Annotated in this window: 11 protein-coding genes; 5 read left to right on the top strand and 6 right to left on the bottom strand. The window is 69.0% G+C overall.

The genetic code is table 11. The features are described from left to right. Positions 1-345: 345 nt before the first annotated feature. The 3 genes from E3O49_RS06710 to mvaD are packed head-to-tail and all read right to left on the bottom strand — an operon-like array spanning position 346 to position 4,755. Entirely contained in the window at positions 346-2,703 is a 2,358-nt protein-coding gene (locus E3O49_RS06710; protein WP_134365178.1) for a hydroxymethylglutaryl-CoA reductase, degradative, read from the bottom strand. Beyond that, positions 2,700-3,740, bottom strand: a complete 1,041-nt coding sequence (locus E3O49_RS16520; protein WP_134434675.1) for a mevalonate kinase family protein — start codon at positions 3,738-3,740, stop codon at positions 2,700-2,702. Before E3O49_RS16520 ends, E3O49_RS06710 begins: the two co-directional genes overlap by 4 nt. Positions 3,741-3,744: 4 nt before the next feature. After that, complete coding sequence (gene mvaD / locus E3O49_RS06700) at positions 3,745-4,755, bottom strand: diphosphomevalonate decarboxylase (protein WP_198416874.1); 1,011 nt, start codon at positions 4,753-4,755, stop codon at positions 3,745-3,747. Between the two features lie 170 nt (positions 4,756-4,925). Between mvaD and E3O49_RS06695 the strand changes: the two genes are divergently transcribed. The 3 genes from E3O49_RS06695 to E3O49_RS06685 all read left to right on the top strand — a co-directional run bounded on the left by E3O49_RS06695 (position 4,926) and on the right by E3O49_RS06685 (position 7,964). Further along, positions 4,926-6,401: a hydroxymethylglutaryl-CoA synthase gene (locus E3O49_RS06695; protein ID WP_134365180.1), complete on the top strand. Its 1,476-nt coding sequence runs from the start codon at positions 4,926-4,928 to the stop codon at positions 6,399-6,401. A 206-nt stretch (positions 6,402-6,607) separates the two neighbouring features. Next, positions 6,608-7,141, top strand: a complete 534-nt coding sequence (locus tag E3O49_RS06690; RefSeq protein ID WP_134404419.1) for a hypothetical protein — start codon at positions 6,608-6,610, stop codon at positions 7,139-7,141. A gap of 37 nt (positions 7,142-7,178) precedes the next feature. Beyond that, positions 7,179-7,964, top strand: coding sequence for an SGNH/GDSL hydrolase family protein (locus E3O49_RS06685; RefSeq protein WP_134365182.1), 786 nt, complete (start codon positions 7,179-7,181; stop codon positions 7,962-7,964). Positions 7,965-8,236: 272 nt separating this feature from the next. On the opposite strand, the gene E3O49_RS06680 is transcribed toward E3O49_RS06685, so the two are convergent. After that, positions 8,237-10,735 carry a glycoside hydrolase family 65 protein gene (locus E3O49_RS06680; RefSeq protein ID WP_134365183.1) on the bottom strand — a complete coding sequence of 833 codons (2,499 nt, stop codon included), beginning with the start codon at positions 10,733-10,735 and terminating at the stop codon, positions 8,237-8,239. Next, positions 10,732-11,538 (bottom strand): HAD family hydrolase, encoded by an 807-nt coding sequence (locus E3O49_RS06675; RefSeq protein WP_134365184.1) that lies wholly within the window; start codon positions 11,536-11,538, stop codon positions 10,732-10,734. The genes E3O49_RS06680 and E3O49_RS06675 overlap by 4 nt, the downstream gene beginning before the upstream one ends. A gap of 265 nt (positions 11,539-11,803) precedes the next feature. Between E3O49_RS06675 and E3O49_RS06670 the strand changes: the two genes are divergently transcribed. Further along, entirely contained in the window at positions 11,804-13,246 is a 1,443-nt protein-coding gene (locus E3O49_RS06670; protein WP_134402793.1) for an Ig-like domain-containing domain, read from the top strand. An 85-nt stretch (positions 13,247-13,331) separates the two neighbouring features. Further along, positions 13,332-14,054 (top strand): SOS response-associated peptidase, encoded by a 723-nt coding sequence (locus tag E3O49_RS06665; RefSeq protein WP_134404416.1) that lies wholly within the window; start codon positions 13,332-13,334, stop codon positions 14,052-14,054. Positions 14,055-14,116: 62 nt separating this feature from the next. Here the strand turns inward: E3O49_RS06665 and ppsA are convergent, their stop codons facing one another. Further along, positions 14,117-16,513 (bottom strand): phosphoenolpyruvate synthase, encoded by a 2,397-nt coding sequence (gene ppsA, locus E3O49_RS06660; protein WP_134365187.1) that lies wholly within the window; start codon positions 16,511-16,513, stop codon positions 14,117-14,119. Positions 16,514-16,543 lie beyond the last annotated feature (30 nt).

Below are 16,543 nucleotides of genomic sequence, written 5' to 3'. Positions count from 1 at the left end.
AAAGGAAGGAGACGAGGAGGAAGAGGAAGAAGAAGGCGGCTGAGTCGGGGGTACGACGGGCTTACGCGGTGCCTGTTCGGATGAAGGGACCGGCTGCGCCCGTCAGACAGATCGAGCACCCAAAGAGTAGAAGATGATTCTCTCCACAGGCCTGTGGACAACTCTGTGTAGAAAATGTGAAAACAGCCGTCTGTGTGTTGTCCTGACTGGGATTCCACTTGTGGATAACTCCGCACCCACGCTGTGAAAAGTGGCATTTACAGGCCGGTGGAGTGAACACCGAAGGGCGAGGAGATGAATCCGAAAAATCGAATTAAGGTTCGGATTGCGGCGCGTCGCTCGCCGTCAACGGAGCTCCGTCAGGTAAGTGGCGAACCCGGCGCGGCGCATGGCGGCAATGATCGGTTCCGTGCCGCCGGGTTCGGCGATGGCGATCATGGCGCCGCCACCCCCGCCGCCGGTCAGTTTCGCCCCGAGGGCTCCGGCGCGGCGGGCGATGGCCACGAGCTGCTCGATCTCCGGGCTCGACACCTGCAGGGCGTTCAATAGACCCTGGTTGATGTTCATCAACTCGCCCAGTTCGGCGATGTCTCCATGCCGCAGCGCGTCCACCCCGGCCAGGACCAATGCGTCGATCTGGGCGAAGATCGAGTCGTAGCGTGCCGGGTTCTTCTGCCAGGCGGTGCGCACCAGGCTGACGGTCTGCGAGGTGAGGGCGTGCACCCCGGACAGCCCGATCGCGACCGGGATCGGATAGGGCGTGACGATATCGTGGATCTCGTGCCCGCCGGCGGCATCCGTCTTTCGGAACAGGACCGGGCGGCCGAAGGTGGCGACGGTGTTGTCGATGCCCGACGGGGTGCCGTGCACGATCCGCTCGCACTCGAAGGCCAGGTTCGACACCTCGGCGTCGCTGAGCCGCAGGTCGAAGCGGCTGGCCACCGCGCGGATGACGGCCACGGCGAAGGCGGCGGACGCTCCCAGGCCGCTCGCCCGCGGCAGGTCGGAGAAGACCTCGACGCGGAGGCCCGCGGCGGGCACGCCGAGGCGCCCGGTGATCAGGGCAGCGACCCGGTGCGAGATATCCTCCCGGATCGGTTCGCGTAAGGACCCGTCCACGCTCCAGTCAGCGATCACCGGCTCAGCCGACGACGTCGTCCGGGTGGCCTCGGCCCGCACGGACAGGCCGATCGGCGCCGCGATGGCATGGTGGCCGTAGACCACGGAATGTTCGCCCAGCAGGATGATCTTGCCGTACCCGACGTGGGCATCGGGTCCCGGGGCGCCGGGGGCGACCGGAGGCTGCGCCGCGACGAGGACGGATGCCGCGGGGCGCGGCGCCGTCACGGCGGCGGGAGTCTCGGCTTCGGAGGTGCCCTCGGTCGCGGCGGCATTCTCGGCCACGGCGGAAGCCGCGGCGCCGTCGAGGGCCTGCATGATCTGCCGGGCCTTCCAGACCTTGATCTCGCCGTCGGCGATGAGTTTCTCGACCACCTCGTCGAACCTGGCTCCCTGGGCGCCGGCCGCGGCCGCCACGGCCCGCGCGTGCAGCCGCATGTGGCCGTGCTGGATGCCTCTGGTGGACAGCGCCTTGAGCGCAGCCAGGTTCTGCGCCAGGCCGACGGCCGCCATCACCTCGGCCAGTTCCCGGGCGGAGGACACGCCGAGGATGGTGCGCGCGAGCCGCACCGCGGGGTTCGACTCGACCTGGCCGCCGACCGTTCCCACCTTCAGGGGCATGGTCAGCTCGCCGACCAGCTCGCCGTGCTCGTTGACGCTCCAGTCGGTCAGCGGCGCGTAGCGCATGCCCCGCGCGGCATACGCGTGCGCGGCAGCCTCGATCGCCCGCCAGTCGTTGCCCGTGGCGAGGGCGACGGCGTCGACCCCGTTCATGATGCCCTTGTTGTGCGTGGTCGCCCGGTACGGGTCCATCGCGGCGAATTCATTCGCCAGAACGATGCCGTCGCGCACCTGCTCGCCGATGAATTCCCCGGTCGCCAGCAGCGCGTGCGGAATCACGGCCCGCGCACGCACCAGGGCGCGATCCGTGAGGTTGGAGAGAATGCGCAGGAAGACGCGCCCGCCGGTGATCTCCTCGATCAACGGCGCGAGCGCCTCGCACATCGAGTTGACGAGGTTCGCGCCCATCGCATCCCGGGTGTCCACGCTGAGATGCACGACCAGCAGCTCGCCGTTCTGCGCGGTCTCCCCGCGCAGGAACACCTCGACGCCGCGCGCGCCGCCGCCGCGGGCCGCCATGTTCGGATGCCCGCTGTCGGCCAGGGCGATGATCTCCCGGCTGCGGGCGAGTACGGCCAGGCGGGCGCCCTCGGGATCGTCGACGTCGACGACCTGGATCTGACCGATCAGCAGCGACTCGTCCGCGACGCTGGTGAACCCGCCGGCCTGGCGCACCAGCAGGGCCGTGGAACTCACCGCGGCGACGATGGACGGTTCCTCGACCACCATCGGCACCAGGTAGTCGCGCTCGTTGACGCGGAAGTTCAAGCCGAGTCCCATCGGCAGGGAGAACACTCCGATCACGTTCTCGATCAGACGGTCGGCGGTCTCCACGTCGAGGGAGGAGTCGCCGTCTCGGAGCGCGGCGTGATCGGCGTCGCTGAGGACACCGCGGTCGTGGAGCACCTGCAGGCGTTCGGGGACGGATAAACGATAGAACTTAGGGATGCGCGAGTCGCTCATTCGAGGGAACCTTCCTGCAGACCGGGGGCGGAGAAACCGAGAGGGACGACCGTGGCACCGGCGGCTTCGAGTGCCGCGGAGAGACGTTCGGTGGGTTCGCCGCTGAGGCTGAATGCCAGGCCGACGTCACCGCCGCCGGCTCCCGAGGTCTTGAAGACGCCGCCCTCCCGGTGCGCGAAGGCCTGCAGCTCGAGGTGGCGCTCCGTCACGATGCCCGCCCCGGCGTGGGCGTCGAGCAGGGCGAGTGCCGCGAAATAGTCGGCGGCCAGGCCGAGGAAACCGGCGGGATCGGCCAGGGCCGTCTCCGCTCGTGCGGCCAGGCCCGCCAGACGGGACAGGTCTGCTGCGTACCCCGCGGCATCCGTGGCGGCGTACTCGGCGACGCGGCCGACCAGCCGGGTGGTCAGGGACCCCTCGCCGGTGACGACGGCCATCAGGCTCAGTCCCGCCGGCCAGCGCAGCCGCACGGGGTCGGCGCCCGGGGTGTAGCCGATCAGTCCGCCGTAGACGCTCGCGGCGACGTCGCCGCCGCTGCCGGTGCCGTTCTGCGCGCTCCGGTGCGCCGCGTGGGCGAGCCGGAAGAGCTCCTCGCTTCCGAGGTCGAGCCCGGCGGACCGGGCCAGGGCGGCGGTCAGCGCGACGGCCACGGCGGCGCTCGACCCCAGGCCGAGCTTGTGGCCGCCCCGGGAGAACGCGGTGCTGTCGATCGAGATCCGCAGCGGGCGGACCGGCCGGGGCGCCCGGGCCAGGACGGTTTCGCGCACGGCGTCGAACAGGGTGAGCCGGGCGCGCAGCCGCGGATCGAGGCCCGCGGGCAGGGCGCCATCCGTGTTCAGGGTTAGGTTCTCGATGCCGATGCCGAGGCCGGCGGCGGTCAGCTGCCAGGCGCCGGATGCCGGGTCGTTGAGGTCGTCGATGTCGTCGATCGACACCAGGACGCGTCGGTCGACGGCCGTCAACAGGGCCGGCGCACCCTCGAGCACGGCGTACTCGCCGAGCAGGAAAAGCTTGCCGGGCGCGGATGTTCGGATCGTCACGAGCTCACTCCAGCCGGTACGCGCCCGGGCCGAGCGTGCTCATCCGTACCTCGTGCACCCCGGGGACGGCCGCCAGCGCCTGCCGCACCACTTCGGCGTCACCGGGCAGGCAGAGCACCTTGACCTGCGGCCCGGCGTCGATGGTGAAGTAGGCGGGCACGCCGCCGGAGCGCAGTTCGCGCACGGCATGCATGGCCGCCACCGTAGCGGCGTTCCAGTAGATCAGCGCGGGGCGGGTCGACAGCATCAGCGCGTGCAGCTTGAGGCAGTTGTACTCGGTGAGTTCCCCGAGCCGGGTGAAGTCGCGCGCGGCGATCGCGGCCCGCATCTCGGCGAGGTCGCCGTCGGCCGAGTCGAGCCAGGCCGGATAGAAGGGCGAGGTGGCCGCGCTCTCGACCATGCCGATCGTGGAGTTGATCGACTTCTCGCCGCGCTCGGTGATGGCCACGGCCACCGCGAGCGGCCAGGCGGACCGGCCCTGCAGCTCCTCGGCGTACGAGTCCGACCCGTCGGACGCGGTGCCGGCGTGCATCTCGGCGAAACCGCCGAAGATCGACCTGGCCGCCGAACCGGAGCCGTGGCGCGCGAGGATGGACAGCTCCCGGGCGGGCAGGGCGAGGCCGGCGGCGCCCGTGGCGGCCACGACGAGGGCGGCGAACCCGGATGCCGACGAGGCCAGGCCTGCTCCCGTCGGGAAGTTGTTCGTTGAGGAGACGACGGCGTGCTGTCCGCCGGCGGGGTGACCGGCGCTGGCGGCATACCCGCGCACCAGATCGAGCACGCGACGGACGCGGGTGGCGTCGCTGCGGCATCCGTCGAGCCAGAGCTCGTCGTCGGTGAGATCGCTGCGGAAGGTCACCCGGGTGTCGGTATAGAGGGCGTCGAGGGTGACCGAGATCGAGCCGACGGCGGGGGTGTTCAAGGTGGCGTCGCGCTTGCCCCAGTACTTGACCAGCGCGATATTGCTGTGCGCACGGGCCGCGGCGGTGGCGCCACCATTGATGAGTTGATCCACAGTGGTGCTCCGATCGAATTCCCTCGATTTTAGCGTGCCTGACCGGGGCCGCAGATCGATGTTCAGCCGCTATTCGCACAGCACATCTCAAACCGCTCCCTTCATAATGTAAGGGTGCGTTTTATGCCCGGTGTGGGTGAACGAGCACGCGAGCCGCGAAGTGGAACCTCTTGACGCCTGGAATTAGTGGATTCTCTCTGTTTGTCCCGCCGTACCGTGTGCAGTTGGAGGACTGGTGCGAGTGGAACGATCAACCCTGGAACAAGGTGCAGAACGTCGTCGGCCGCAGTTTCCGCATGCGCGGCCCCGGTCAAAGCGTGTACACGCTCGCCGCCAACGCCGTGTGGCGACTGATCCGGGACTACGACATCGACCCGACCCAGGTCGGTTTCCTGGCGCTGGGCACCGAATCCAGCAGTGACAACTCGGCCGGGGCCGTCATCGTCAAGGGCATGGTCAACGATGCCCTCAGCGCCCACGGCCTGCCGCAGCTGGCCCGGGACTGCGAGGTGCCCGAGTTCAAGCAGGCGTGCCTGGCCGGCGTCTACGGCGTCAAGGCCGCGCTGCGCTACCTGGCGACGGATGGCGCGGACCGCCAGGCGATCGTCGTCTCCGCCGACATCGCAGAGTACGCCCGCGGCGGCAGCGGCGAGCCCACCCAGGGCGCCGGCGCGGTTGCCATGCTCCTGGAGTCCGCTCCCCGCCTGCTGGAAGTGAATCTGGCCGGGTCCGGCAGCGACTCCGACTACCGCGTGGCGGACTTCCGCAAGCCGTTCGCACGTTTTCGGGGCCAGCCGCCCCGCGACGACGGGCAGATGCAGGACCTTCCCGTGTTTAACGGCCGCTACTCGACCAGCTGCTACATCGATGCCACCCATCACGCCATGGCGGCCGTGCTGCGCAAGCGCCCGGGGCGTGCCCTCGACTACTTCGACGTGGTCGAACGCGTGTTCATGCACCGCCCGTACCACCAGATGCCCGCGACCGGCTGGGTGATGGCCTACCTGTTCGCGCTGGCGGCCGACGAGGAATCGGGCCGGGACCAGCTGCGCGCCCACTGCGCCGACGCCGGCATCGACGCGGAGCTCCTGCTCGCCGAACTGTGTGCCCCCTCCCCGTTCCACGGCAACGGGGCGGAGATCGGCGAAATCACCGGCGACGTCTTCCCGCTGTCGCGCCGCCTGCGCCAGCACCTGCGCAGCACCGAACTCTGGGGCACCCTGGTGCGCGACAAGCTCGGCCTCGGCTCCGAAGCCATGCGCGACCTGGGCAACCTGTACACGGCGGCTCTGCCGGCGTGGCTCGCATCCGGCCTGCAGCAGGCCCTGGCCGACGGCCTCGAGCTCTCCGGCCAGGAGTGGCTGGCCCTGGGCTACGGCAGCGGTGACGCCGCGGAGGCGCTGCCGATGCGGGTCGTGCCGGGCTGGCAGGATGCGGCGGCCCGGATCAACTTCGAGAGCGCGCTGGACGACCCGATCGACCTCACCGAGGCGCAGTACATCGCCCTGCACGAGGGACGCCTGGGTGAGTTCGTCGCCGCTGAACCCAGCGACGTGTTCGTCGTCGACCACCTCGGCACGTCCAACGGGCCCGACTTCTACGACCAGGGCATCGAGTACTACCGCTACGTCCCACCCACTGCCTGAGAGCTCCCCGCTGCCCGAGAGTCCCCGAGCGCCCGAACCAATTCGACGGAGAACTTGCTCTAAAAAGCGGTATTTCGGCCAAAACGAAGTGATTTGGGCAGAATCTCCGTCGAATTGGTGAACTCTGCACGCCGGGCGAGCACGCCGGGCAGGCGGCGGCCGGATGCGGCGGGGGCAGTGTCAGAGGCTCTGGTGACACTGGGCGCATGACACCCTCGGTCCCCACCATCGACGACATCCTCGGTCACGTCATCCACGCGGAGCGTGAGCGCGCTACGGGAGTCAAACGACGACGGATCGACCTGGTCGAGTCACTCCTGCGCGAATGTCTGGAGACCGACGGCGAGAGGATCCTGGTCGAGCCGGATCGGGTGTTGCTCGCCGCGGAGCGGCAGTTCGAGCCGGACGGGGCCTTCACCAGGACGATGCACGCGGAGGACCTGCTCTTCGTGCTTCCCCTGTTTCTCACCTCGCCGTGGTTGCGTCCGAATCACCTGGAACAGCGCGTGCAGCTCGACCTGGCCGAGATTCTGGCCACGGCGGTGATGCGCAGCGGGCTGGTACCCAGGGAGGGGCGGCAATGCATCCTCATGGACATCCGCGGTGCGATCGACCGCGGCCGATGGGAACTCTACCGAGCTAAACGGGAGAGGCAACGGATGCGTCGGGCGGCTCAGGAAACCGCGATGGCCGAGCGGCGGGCCGCCCTAGTGGAATCGCTGAGGCCGCGCCAAAGATAGTCCTGCGGACCGTGCACGTTGCGAGTAGGTTCAGGTCATGAAACCACGAACCCGACTCCTATCCAGCGTGATCACCGTCGTCCTCGCCGCTTCGGGCGTGGGTGCTGCCGGCGACCTCCCGGCCACTGCCGCGCCCACGGCCCCGGTCAGCAAATACGTCGCCCTCGGCGACTCCTACGCGGCCGGGCAAGGCGGCGGCGGCTACCTGGACGGCTGCCTGCAGAGCCCGAACGGCTACCCGGCGCTGCTGGACGCGGTCAAGGGCATCAACCTGCTGCGCAACGTGAGCTGCAGCTCGGCGAAGACCACCGACGTCACTGCCACGCAGCTCTCCGCCCTGAACCGGGGAACCACCCTGGTGACACTGACCGTGGGCGGCAATGACCTGAACGTCGCCGGGATCGCGGCCGTCTGCGTCTCGGCGGACGCAATGACCTGCTCGAATGCCATCACCACTGCCGGCAGCCTCCTGGGTGCGCTCGCCGCTTCGCTGGCAGACACCTACGCCCAGATCGACGCGGCGGCACCCAAGGCCCACACGATCGTCACCGGCTACCCGTACCTGTTCGAACCATCCACGACAGACCCGCTGATCAACCAACTCAACGGTGCAACATTGCTGCTGAACCAAAACATTCAGGGCGCTGTCGCCCAGGCCCAGGCCGCGGGCGCGGACATCGAGTACGTCGATGTCGCCCAGGCCTTCTCCGGCCACGGGATCGGGAGCACGGACCCCTGGATCCAAATGGCCGGCCCGGATGCCTTCCACCCCACCCCCGCCGGCTATCTGGCCTACTCTGACGCCATCCGGGCGGCCCTGTAGCGTAACTGCCGCGCCTGACCCGTCGGGCCCCACTAACGAATTCGACGGAGATTTTGACGAAAACTGACCCGTATCGCTTGAAACTGGCCGTTTAGAGCAAAATCTCCGTCGAATTGGTTGGGACCCGGGGCGGAGGGACCGGGGGCGGAGGGACCGGGGGTGGAGGGACCTGGGGCGGCAGGGCGGGGACGAAGAACCGGGGACGAAGAACGGCCCCGGACAACGTGCGTCGGGGGCCGTTCCTCGTCGTGGCGAACCGCGGTGACCGGGAGCTAGTCGATCGCGTCGAAGAAATCGGCCTCGTGGGCGATCGTCGGGATCGAGGACGTGATGACGGTGCCGTCGGAACGGCGGCCACCCTCGATCGCCGCCGCTGCCGGCTGGCCCGGGTCGCGTGAGCCCTGGTGCGCGAGCGGAACCGTGACCGGCTGGCCCTCCCGAACGTGCACGGGAACGCCGCGTACGGCCAGCTTGGCCTCGTCGCCGTCTTCGACGGTGATCTCGACCTCGGTCTGGCGCACGTCGATGCGCACCCGGGTGCCCTTGAGCGTGATCCGGAAGCTGAGCCCCTCCCAGTCCACGGGCAGCCGCGGGTCGAGGGTGATGCGGCCGTTGTGGTCGCGCATCCCGCCGAAGCCGTAGACCAGCGCGCTCCACACTCCGCCGGCGGAGGCCACGTGCACGCCGTCCGCGGCGTTGTGGTGCAGGTCCGCCAGGTCCACGAACAGCCCGGAGGTGAAGTACTTCAGGGCGAGCTCGTGGTAGCCGACCTCGGCTGCGATGATCGACTGCACGACGTCGGAGAGGGTCGAGTCGCCGGTGGTGATCGGGTCGTAGTAGTCGAAGTCGGCGCGTTTCTGCTCGGCCGTGAACTGGTCACCCTGCAGCAGCAGGGCGAGCACGACATCCGCCTGCTTGAGCACCTGGAAGCGGTAGATCACCAGCGGGTGATAGTGCAGCAGCAGCGGCCGGTGAGCCGCCGGGGTCTTCGAGAGGTCCCAGCGTTCCTTCTCCAGGAACTGGGCGTCCTGCGGGTGGATGCCGAGGGTCTCGTCGAACGGGATGTGCATCGCCTCGGCGGCGAACGCCCATTCCGCGACCTCGGCCAGGTCCAGGCCGAGCCTGGCGACCATGGAGTTGTACGACTCCACATCGATGTAGCGCAGCCGCCGCACCGCCGTCACCGCGGTGCGCAGGTTCGAGCGCGCCATGATATTCGTGTACAGGTTGTCGTTGACGACGGTCGTGTACTCGTCGGGCCCGGTGACGCCGTGGATGTGGAAGACATCCTTGCCGTTGCCGCGCCAGAAGCCGAGGTCGGCCCACATGCGCGCGGTCTCCACCAGGATGTCGATGGCTTCGCGGGCGAGGAAGTCCTCGTCGCCGGTGGCCGCCACGTACTGGCTGAGCGCATAGGAGATGTCGGCGTCGATGTGGTACTGCGCGGTGCCGGCCGCGTAGTACGCGGAGGACTCGAGGCCGTTGATCGTGCGCCACGGGAACAAGGCGCCGAGCTGGTTCAGCTCCGTGGCGCGGGCCCGGGCGTGGTCAAGCATCGAGTGGCGGAACCGGAGCGCGCTGCGGGCGGCGTTCGGCGACGTGTACGTCAGGAACGGCACGACATAGACCTCGGTGTCCCAGAAGTAGTGCCCGCCGTAGCCGGAGCCGGAGACGCCCTTGGCGGACACGCCCTGGCCGTCTGCGCGCATCGATGCCTGGGCCAGCTGGAACAGGTTCCAGCGGGTGGCCTGCTGCAGCGCGGGCTGACCGTGCACGACGACATCCGTGCGCGCCCAGAAATCGGCGAGCCACTCGCGCTGCTGGGTGAGGAACACGGCGGTGCCCTCTTCGCGGGCCCGGTCGAGGGTGCGGTCGCACCGGTCGGCGAGCTCGTGCGTGGGCACGCCGGTGGAGGTGTGGTAGCTGAGCGTCTTGGTGATGCGGATGGTCTTGCCCTGCTTGGCCTTGACCCGGTAGACGTGCTTGGCGAGGTCGTCGTCGATGTGGGAGTCCACGTCGTACTCGTTCACGGTCTCGATCACGTGGTCGGCGGCGCAGGCGATCGTCATGCCCGAGTTCGTGCAGCGGAAGCCGAGGACGTAGCGGCCGTCGGACGCGCGCTTGAACCGGGGCATGAGCACCCGGTCGGTGAAGGACTCCGCCTTGCGCGGGTCGAACTTCTTGTCGGAGATCAGCTTCGACGCGTCGTACTCGCTGGCACCGTCCTGACGGTTCAGGATCTGGCTGGAGATGACGACGGATGCGTCGGCGTCGAGCATCGTGACCTCGTATTCGAGGATCGCGAGGTGGCGCTCCGTGAACGAGACCAGGCGCCGGGACCGGATCGACACGCGCTTGCCGGAGGGCGTGCGCCACTCCAGCTCGCGGGAGAGCACGCCGTCGGCGAAGTCCAGGCGGCGCTCGTAGCTGAGCAGGTCGGCGTTGGTGAGCACGAGCGGCTCGTCGTCGACGTAGATGCGGATGATCTTGGCATCCGGTGCGTTCACGATGGTCTGGCCGACGCGGGCGAAGCCGAACGCCTCCTCCGCGTGGCGGATGGGCCAGGTTTCGTGGAACCCGTTGATGAAGGTGCCGTGGGCGTGGGCGTCGCGGCCCTCATCCACGTTGCCGCGCAGGCCGAGGTAGCCGTTGCCGACGGCGAAGAGGGTCTCGGTGCGGCCCATGTCGGACCCGGAGAAATTCTTCTCCACCAGGGCCCATTCGTCGACGGGGAACCGGTTGCGGTCCAGGGGATCGGGGTTCAGGTTCATTCGCCGGCCTCCGTGGGGTGGGACGTGTTCGAGTGCACGGGGGAAGCGTCGGGCAGGAGGTCGTGGAGGTCGGGTACGACGACGTCGGCGCCGGCCTCCAGGAGGGTCTGCGCCCCGACGCCGCGGTCGACGCCGAGCACCAGGCCGAAGTTGCCGGCCCGGCCGGCCTGGATGCCGGAGTGCGCATCCTCGACCACGACGCACTCGGCGGCGGTGAGCCCGAGCAGCTTGGCGCCCAGTTCGTAGGTGTCCGGGGCCGGCTTGCCGGCGAGGCCGCGTTCGGCGGACAGCAGACCGTCGACGAGGATCTCGAAGCGGCCCCGGATGCCGGCGGCGGCGAGGGTCTTCTCCCCGTTCCGGGAGCTGGTGACGACGGCCACGGCGAGGCCGGCGGACACGACGTAGTCGAGGAACTCGATCGATCCGGGGTACGGGGTGACTCCGTCTTCGGCGAGCGTCTCGCTGAACGCCTCGTTCTTGCGGTTGCCGAGGCCGCAGACGGTGTTCAGTTCGGGGGCATCCGTCGGATCCCCGTCGGGCAGGGTGATCCCGCGGGAGGAAAGCAGGGAGCGCACGCCGTCATAGCGGGGCTTGCCGTCGATGTAGCGGAAGTAGTCGGCGTCGCTGTAGGCGGGGCTCACGCCCTGCTCCTCGAGGAACGGGGTGAACAGTCGCGACCACGCGGCCATGTGAACGTCGGCGGTGGGCGTGAGCACTCCGTCGAGGTCGAACAGAACGCCGCGCAGGGTCAGGAGGCGGTCGCGCGTTTCGGCGCACGACAGAGAATATTGCGTGGATGTCATGGGGAGCCTTGCTGGGTAGGTGCCAAAGTGGGGGGGGGGGGGGGGGGGGGGGNGGGGGGGGGTGATCGAATCGGTCAGTAGGTCACGATCTCGATCGGGGTGGATCGTCATCATGGGCGCCAATGGCGGGGGAACGCAATTGACGACGATGCGGCCGGCTGGCGGGCAGCATGCGCCTGAATACATCATCGATCCTAAGCCCCCGGCCTGAGTGCCCGGCTTATCCGGCGAGGATGGCGTCGATCGGCCCGCTACGATTACTCAAATGATCCGCTCCGACCGGCGCGCGAACCGGCGCTTCACCCGCTCGTTCGGTCTCGTCGTCGTGGTGCTGGTGGTGCTGGTGGCGGGCCTCGCGGCAGCCGGTGCGGCGGTGAACTTCGCCCAGGCGCCCCGGCTCGCCTCCGCCGAGATCGACCTCGACCGGTCCATCGTGCACGCCGGATCCCGGCTGAGCCTCACGGCGAACCAGCCGCTCGCCGAGATCGAGGCCGGCCAGGTGTCCGTGACCCCGAAGACGGCGGTCTCGACCTCGGTGTCGGGCGCCGAACTCACGGTGCGGTTCACCGGCATCCTTCGCTACAACACCGAGTACACCGTCACGGTCACGGATGTCGCGGGGTCGGCCCGGAACGCCGCTGCCACGCTGGACTACCGGTTCACGACCCCCGATCCCGGCCTCTACGCCCTGCAGCGCGACGACCGGGTGGGGGAGGACGGGGCGAAGCTGCCGGACACCGTTCGGCGCACCACCCTGCGCGGCCGCGGCGACGGTGAGGTCGTGTTCAGCGCCCCGCGCATCCAGCAGTATGTCGCGCTGGACTCCCATCTCGCCGCCGTCACCCTGGACGACGCGGCCGCGGCCGCGATCGAGGTGGTCTCGTTCGCGGGCGGCGAGACGATCGGGGAGACGGTGCGGCTGCCCCTGCCCTCGGCTGGCACGGTCGAGAACCTGCAGGCGTCGCCCTCCAGGCACCTCATCGCCTACACCTTCACCAGCGGCCCGGCCGCAGAAGGGCGCCGTCATCAGAAGACGCCCTTCATCTACGACCTGACCGCGGAGTCCGGACTCCCGGAGGAGGTCGCCGGCGCCGACGGGCCGGCGGTGGAGGCGATGGACCTGGCGTTCGTGCCGGACACCGCCTCGCTGGTCGTGCACGACTCCGGCCACAGCCTGTTCCTGGTCGACGTGCTCGGTGACGGCGCGCTGGAGCCCCTGGGCGTGCACGCCGAGATGCGCGGCTTCGTTCCCGGCTCCCGGGCGCTGATCCTGGCCGATCCCGAGCGGGGCTCGACCCTCGACCTCGCCGACGGCGAGGTGACGCCCTTCGAGCTGGCGCCCAGCCCGCTCGACGAGGCCGCGTACCCCGGCAAACTCATCCTGCTGAACGAGCAGGGGCGGTACGCGCGGCTGTACCTGCAGGAGAGCACGGGAATCAACGACCTCATCTCCCTGATCGCCGTCACCGACGATGACGGTTCGAACGTGGTCTTCACGCCCGCGTCGGAGTCCTCCCGTGTGCGCGACGTCTGCGCCTCCCCGAACGGCCAGTACCTCGCGGTCGAAACGATTGCGGGCAGCGGACGGGCCGACGCCTACCGGCAGGTGCCCGCGTTCTCCGGCATGAGCACCACATTCGTCGACCTGGCCACCGGCACCAGCACGCGCAGCGTGTCCGGCTTCATGCCGGACTGGTGCACCGGATGAGGCCCGGTCGCTTCTGACCCGTGGACTCCGGCAGAGGCTCGCGCGGAGGGGTTTACTGGAGGGGACGAAAGGACGGAGGTCGGCGGTGTGCGGTCGATTCGCGATGGATGGCACGGTGTACCAGCTGCTGGACTTCCTGGTTGCGGAGCAGCAGCTCGACCCGAAGCAGCCCGGCGCGCAGCCGGCCACGCTCGCAGAGCGACAGCCGCACTACAACATCGCGCCGACGAACGAGGTGCCGGTGATGCGTGAACGTCACGGTGATCGAGAGGTCGCGGACGTGCGCTGGGGCATGGTCGCGCCCGGATCGCCGACCTTCGGCGGCGGGAAGCCGGTCTTCAACGCGCGGATCGAGTCTGTCGACCGGCTCGGCCTGTTCAAGAATCCGTTCCTGAAGTCACGCTGCATCGTCTTCGCCACCGGCTACTACGAGTGGGAGCAACAGGAATCGGGCAAGCAGCCGTACTTCATCCGGGAGCCGCAGCATCCGCTGGCGATGGCGGGAATCGTGTGCGCCTGGCCGGATCCGTCCCTGGCCGAGAAGGATCCGCGCCGGTGGCGGCTGTCGATGTCGATCATCACCCGCGACGCGCGCGTCGCGCCGGGCCTCGAGCCTCGCCCGGATGCCGGCGGCCCTGTGGGCAGGCTCCTACGACGCGTGGCTGGGCGACGGCCTCGGCGCGAAGGAGCTGCTGGGGATGCTCGAGAGCGACTCGGCCGCCATCGCGGGCCAATTGGACTGCTACCCGGTGTCCACATCGGTGAACCGGGTCGAGCTCCAGGCGGGCGTGCCGAACGGCGGCCCTGACCTGATCCGCCCCCTCTGACGCCCGCGCCGAGCCGGACCGCCCCGCGTCGGCCCGCCTCGCGTCAGACCGCCGGGACCTCGACCGCCGCGGCGGCGGCCAGGCGCAGCCAGGTGTCGACCACGGTGTCCGGGTTCAGGGACACGGAGTCGATGCCCTCCTCGACCAGCCACTCGGCGAAGTCGGGGTGGTCGCTCGGACCCTGGCCGCAGATTCCTACGTACTTGCCGCGGGCCTTGCAGGCCGCGATCGCCATGCTCAGCAGCTTCTTGACGGCGGGGTCACGCTCGTCGAAACCGCCGGCCACGATCGCGGAGTCCCGGTCCAGGCCGAGGGTCAGCTGCGTCATGTCGTTGGAGCCGATGGAGAACCCGTCGAAGTGGTCGAGGAACTCGTCGGCCAGCAGCGCATTGGCCGGCAGCTCGCACATCATGATGATCTCGAGGCCGTTCTCACCCCGGCGGAACCCGTTCTCGGCCAGCAGGTCGATCACTCCGCGCGCCTCGTCCAGGGTGCGCACGAAGGGGATCATCAGCTTGACGTTGGTGAGTCCCATCTCGTTGCGCACGAACGAGAGCGCCTCGCACTCGAGGTCGAAGCAGTCCCGGAAGGACGGCTCCAGGTAGCGTGACGCCCCGCGGAAGCCCAGCATCGGGTTCTCCTCGTGCGGTTCGTAGGCCGGGCCGCCGATCAGGTTGGCGTACTCGTTCGACTTGAAGTCGCTCATCCGCACGATCACGGTTTCCGGCGCGAACGCGGCCGCGATGGTGGCGACACCCTCGGCCAGCCGCTTGATGTAGAACTCCCGCGGGCTGCCGTAGGCGGCGATGCGGGTGTTGATCTCTGCGGCGACGTCGGCCGGCTGGTCCGCGAGGTTCAGCAGCGCCTTTGGGTGGATCCCGATCTGGCGGTTGATGATGAACTCGAGCCGGGCCAGGCCGACGCCGTGGTTGGGCAGCTGGGCGAACGTGAACGCCTGCTCGGGCGTGCCGACGTTCATCATCACCTTGACCGGCGCCGGCGGCAGCAGGGTGAGCGCGGTCTCCTCGATGCCGAAGTCGAGGATGCCCTCGTAGATCAGGCCGCTCTCGCCCTCGGCGCAGGACACCGTCACCTCGAGGCCGTCGGACAGGACGTCGGTGGCCGTACCGGTGCCGACGACCGCGGGGATGCCGAGTTCGCGGGCGATGATCGCCGCGTGGCAGGTGCGGCCACCGCGGTTGGTCACGATGGCGCTGGCGCGCTTCATGATCGGTTCCCAGTCCGGGTCGGTCATGTCCGCGACGAGCACATCCCCGGTCGTGAAACTCGCCATCTGGTCGATGGACGAGAGGATGCGCACCGGCCCGGCGCCGATCCGCTGGCCGATGGCGCGGCCCTCGACGAGCACCTTGCCGGTCTCATGCATCTTGAACCGGCTCATCGAGACCGCGGACGCCCGCGACTGCACCGTCTCCGGGCGCGCCTGGAGGATGTAGATGCCGCCGTCGAGGCCGTCTTTGCCCCACTCGATGTCCATCGGTCGCCCGTAGTGCGCCTCGATCGCCAGCGCGTGGCGGGCGAGCTCCTCCACGTCGGCGTCGGTGATGCTGAACAGGTTGCGCTGGCGGGCCTCCACCGGCACGAAGTCGATGGTGCGGCCGATTTCACGGTTCTGCGTGAACGTCATCTGCAGCGCCTTCTCGCCGAGGGTGCGCTTGAGGATGGAGGGCCGTCCGGCCAGCAGGGCCGGCTTGTAGACGTAGAACTCGTCCGGGTTCACGGCGCCCTGCACGACGGCCTCGCCGAGTCCGTAGGAGGAGGTGATGAAGACCGCGTCCCGGAACCCGGATTCGGTGTCCATGGTGAACATGACACCGGAGGATCCGATGTCCGCGCGCACCATGCGCTGGATCCCGGCGGAGAGGGCCACCTCGGCGTGCTCGAAGTTGTGGTGCACCCGGTAGGCGATGGCACGGTCGTTGTAGAGCGAGGCGAAGACATCCTTGATCGCCGGCAGGATGTTCTCGATCCCGCGCACATTCAGGAACGTCTCCTGCTGGCCGGCGAAGGACGCATCGGGGAGGTCTTCGGCCGTGGCGCTGGAGCGAACCGCCCAGGACAGCTCCTCCGAGCCCTCGTGCTTGCCGACCAGGGTCGCGTAGGCGGCCCGGATCTGAGCCTCGAACTCGGGCAGGAAGGGGGTGTCGCGCATCAGGGTGCGAATCTCCTGGCCGGCGGCGGCCAGCTCGGTGACGTCGTCGATGTCGAGGCCCCGCAGGCGCTCGATGATCCTCCGGTCGAGGCCGGAATCGGCCAGGAACCGGCGGTACGAGTCGGCCGTGGTGGCGAAGCCGTCTGGCACCTTGACCCCGGCGGACGTCAGGTTCTGCACCATCTCACCCAGGGAGGCGTTCTTGCCTCCCACGCGATCCAGGTCGGTGAGTCCGATTTCTGAAAACCAGAGGATGTCCGTCGTCATGTTTCTGCTCCCTTGCAGGTGTGCGGCCAG

It is taken from the genome of Cryobacterium shii (assembly GCF_004402595.1).
Taxonomy (GTDB): domain Bacteria; phylum Actinomycetota; class Actinomycetes; order Actinomycetales; family Microbacteriaceae; genus Cryobacterium; species Cryobacterium shii.
This window is presented reverse-complemented; position numbering and strand designations above follow the sequence as displayed.

What these genes read in the sequence shown, in the direction of transcription:
- E3O49_RS06710 (WP_134365178.1), bottom strand. Translation starts at nt 2,703, where the DNA reads ATGAGCGACTCGCGCATCCCTAAGTTCTATCGTTTATCCGTCCCCGAA.
- E3O49_RS06690 (WP_134404419.1), top strand. Translation starts at nt 6,608, where the DNA reads ATGACACCCTCGGTCCCCACCATCGACGACATCCTCGGTCACGTCATC.
- E3O49_RS06685 (WP_134365182.1), top strand. Translation starts at nt 7,179, where the DNA reads ATGAAACCACGAACCCGACTCCTATCCAGCGTGATCACCGTCGTCCTC.
- E3O49_RS06680 (WP_134365183.1), bottom strand. Translation starts at nt 10,735, where the DNA reads ATGAACCTGAACCCCGATCCCCTGGACCGCAACCGGTTCCCCGTCGAC.
- E3O49_RS06675 (WP_134365184.1), bottom strand. Translation starts at nt 11,538, where the DNA reads ATGACATCCACGCAATATTCTCTGTCGTGCGCCGAAACGCGCGACCGC.
- E3O49_RS06670 (WP_134402793.1), top strand. Translation starts at nt 11,804, where the DNA reads ATGATCCGCTCCGACCGGCGCGCGAACCGGCGCTTCACCCGCTCGTTC.
- ppsA (WP_134365187.1), bottom strand. Translation starts at nt 16,513, where the DNA reads ATGACGACGGACATCCTCTGGTTTTCAGAAATCGGACTCACCGACCTG.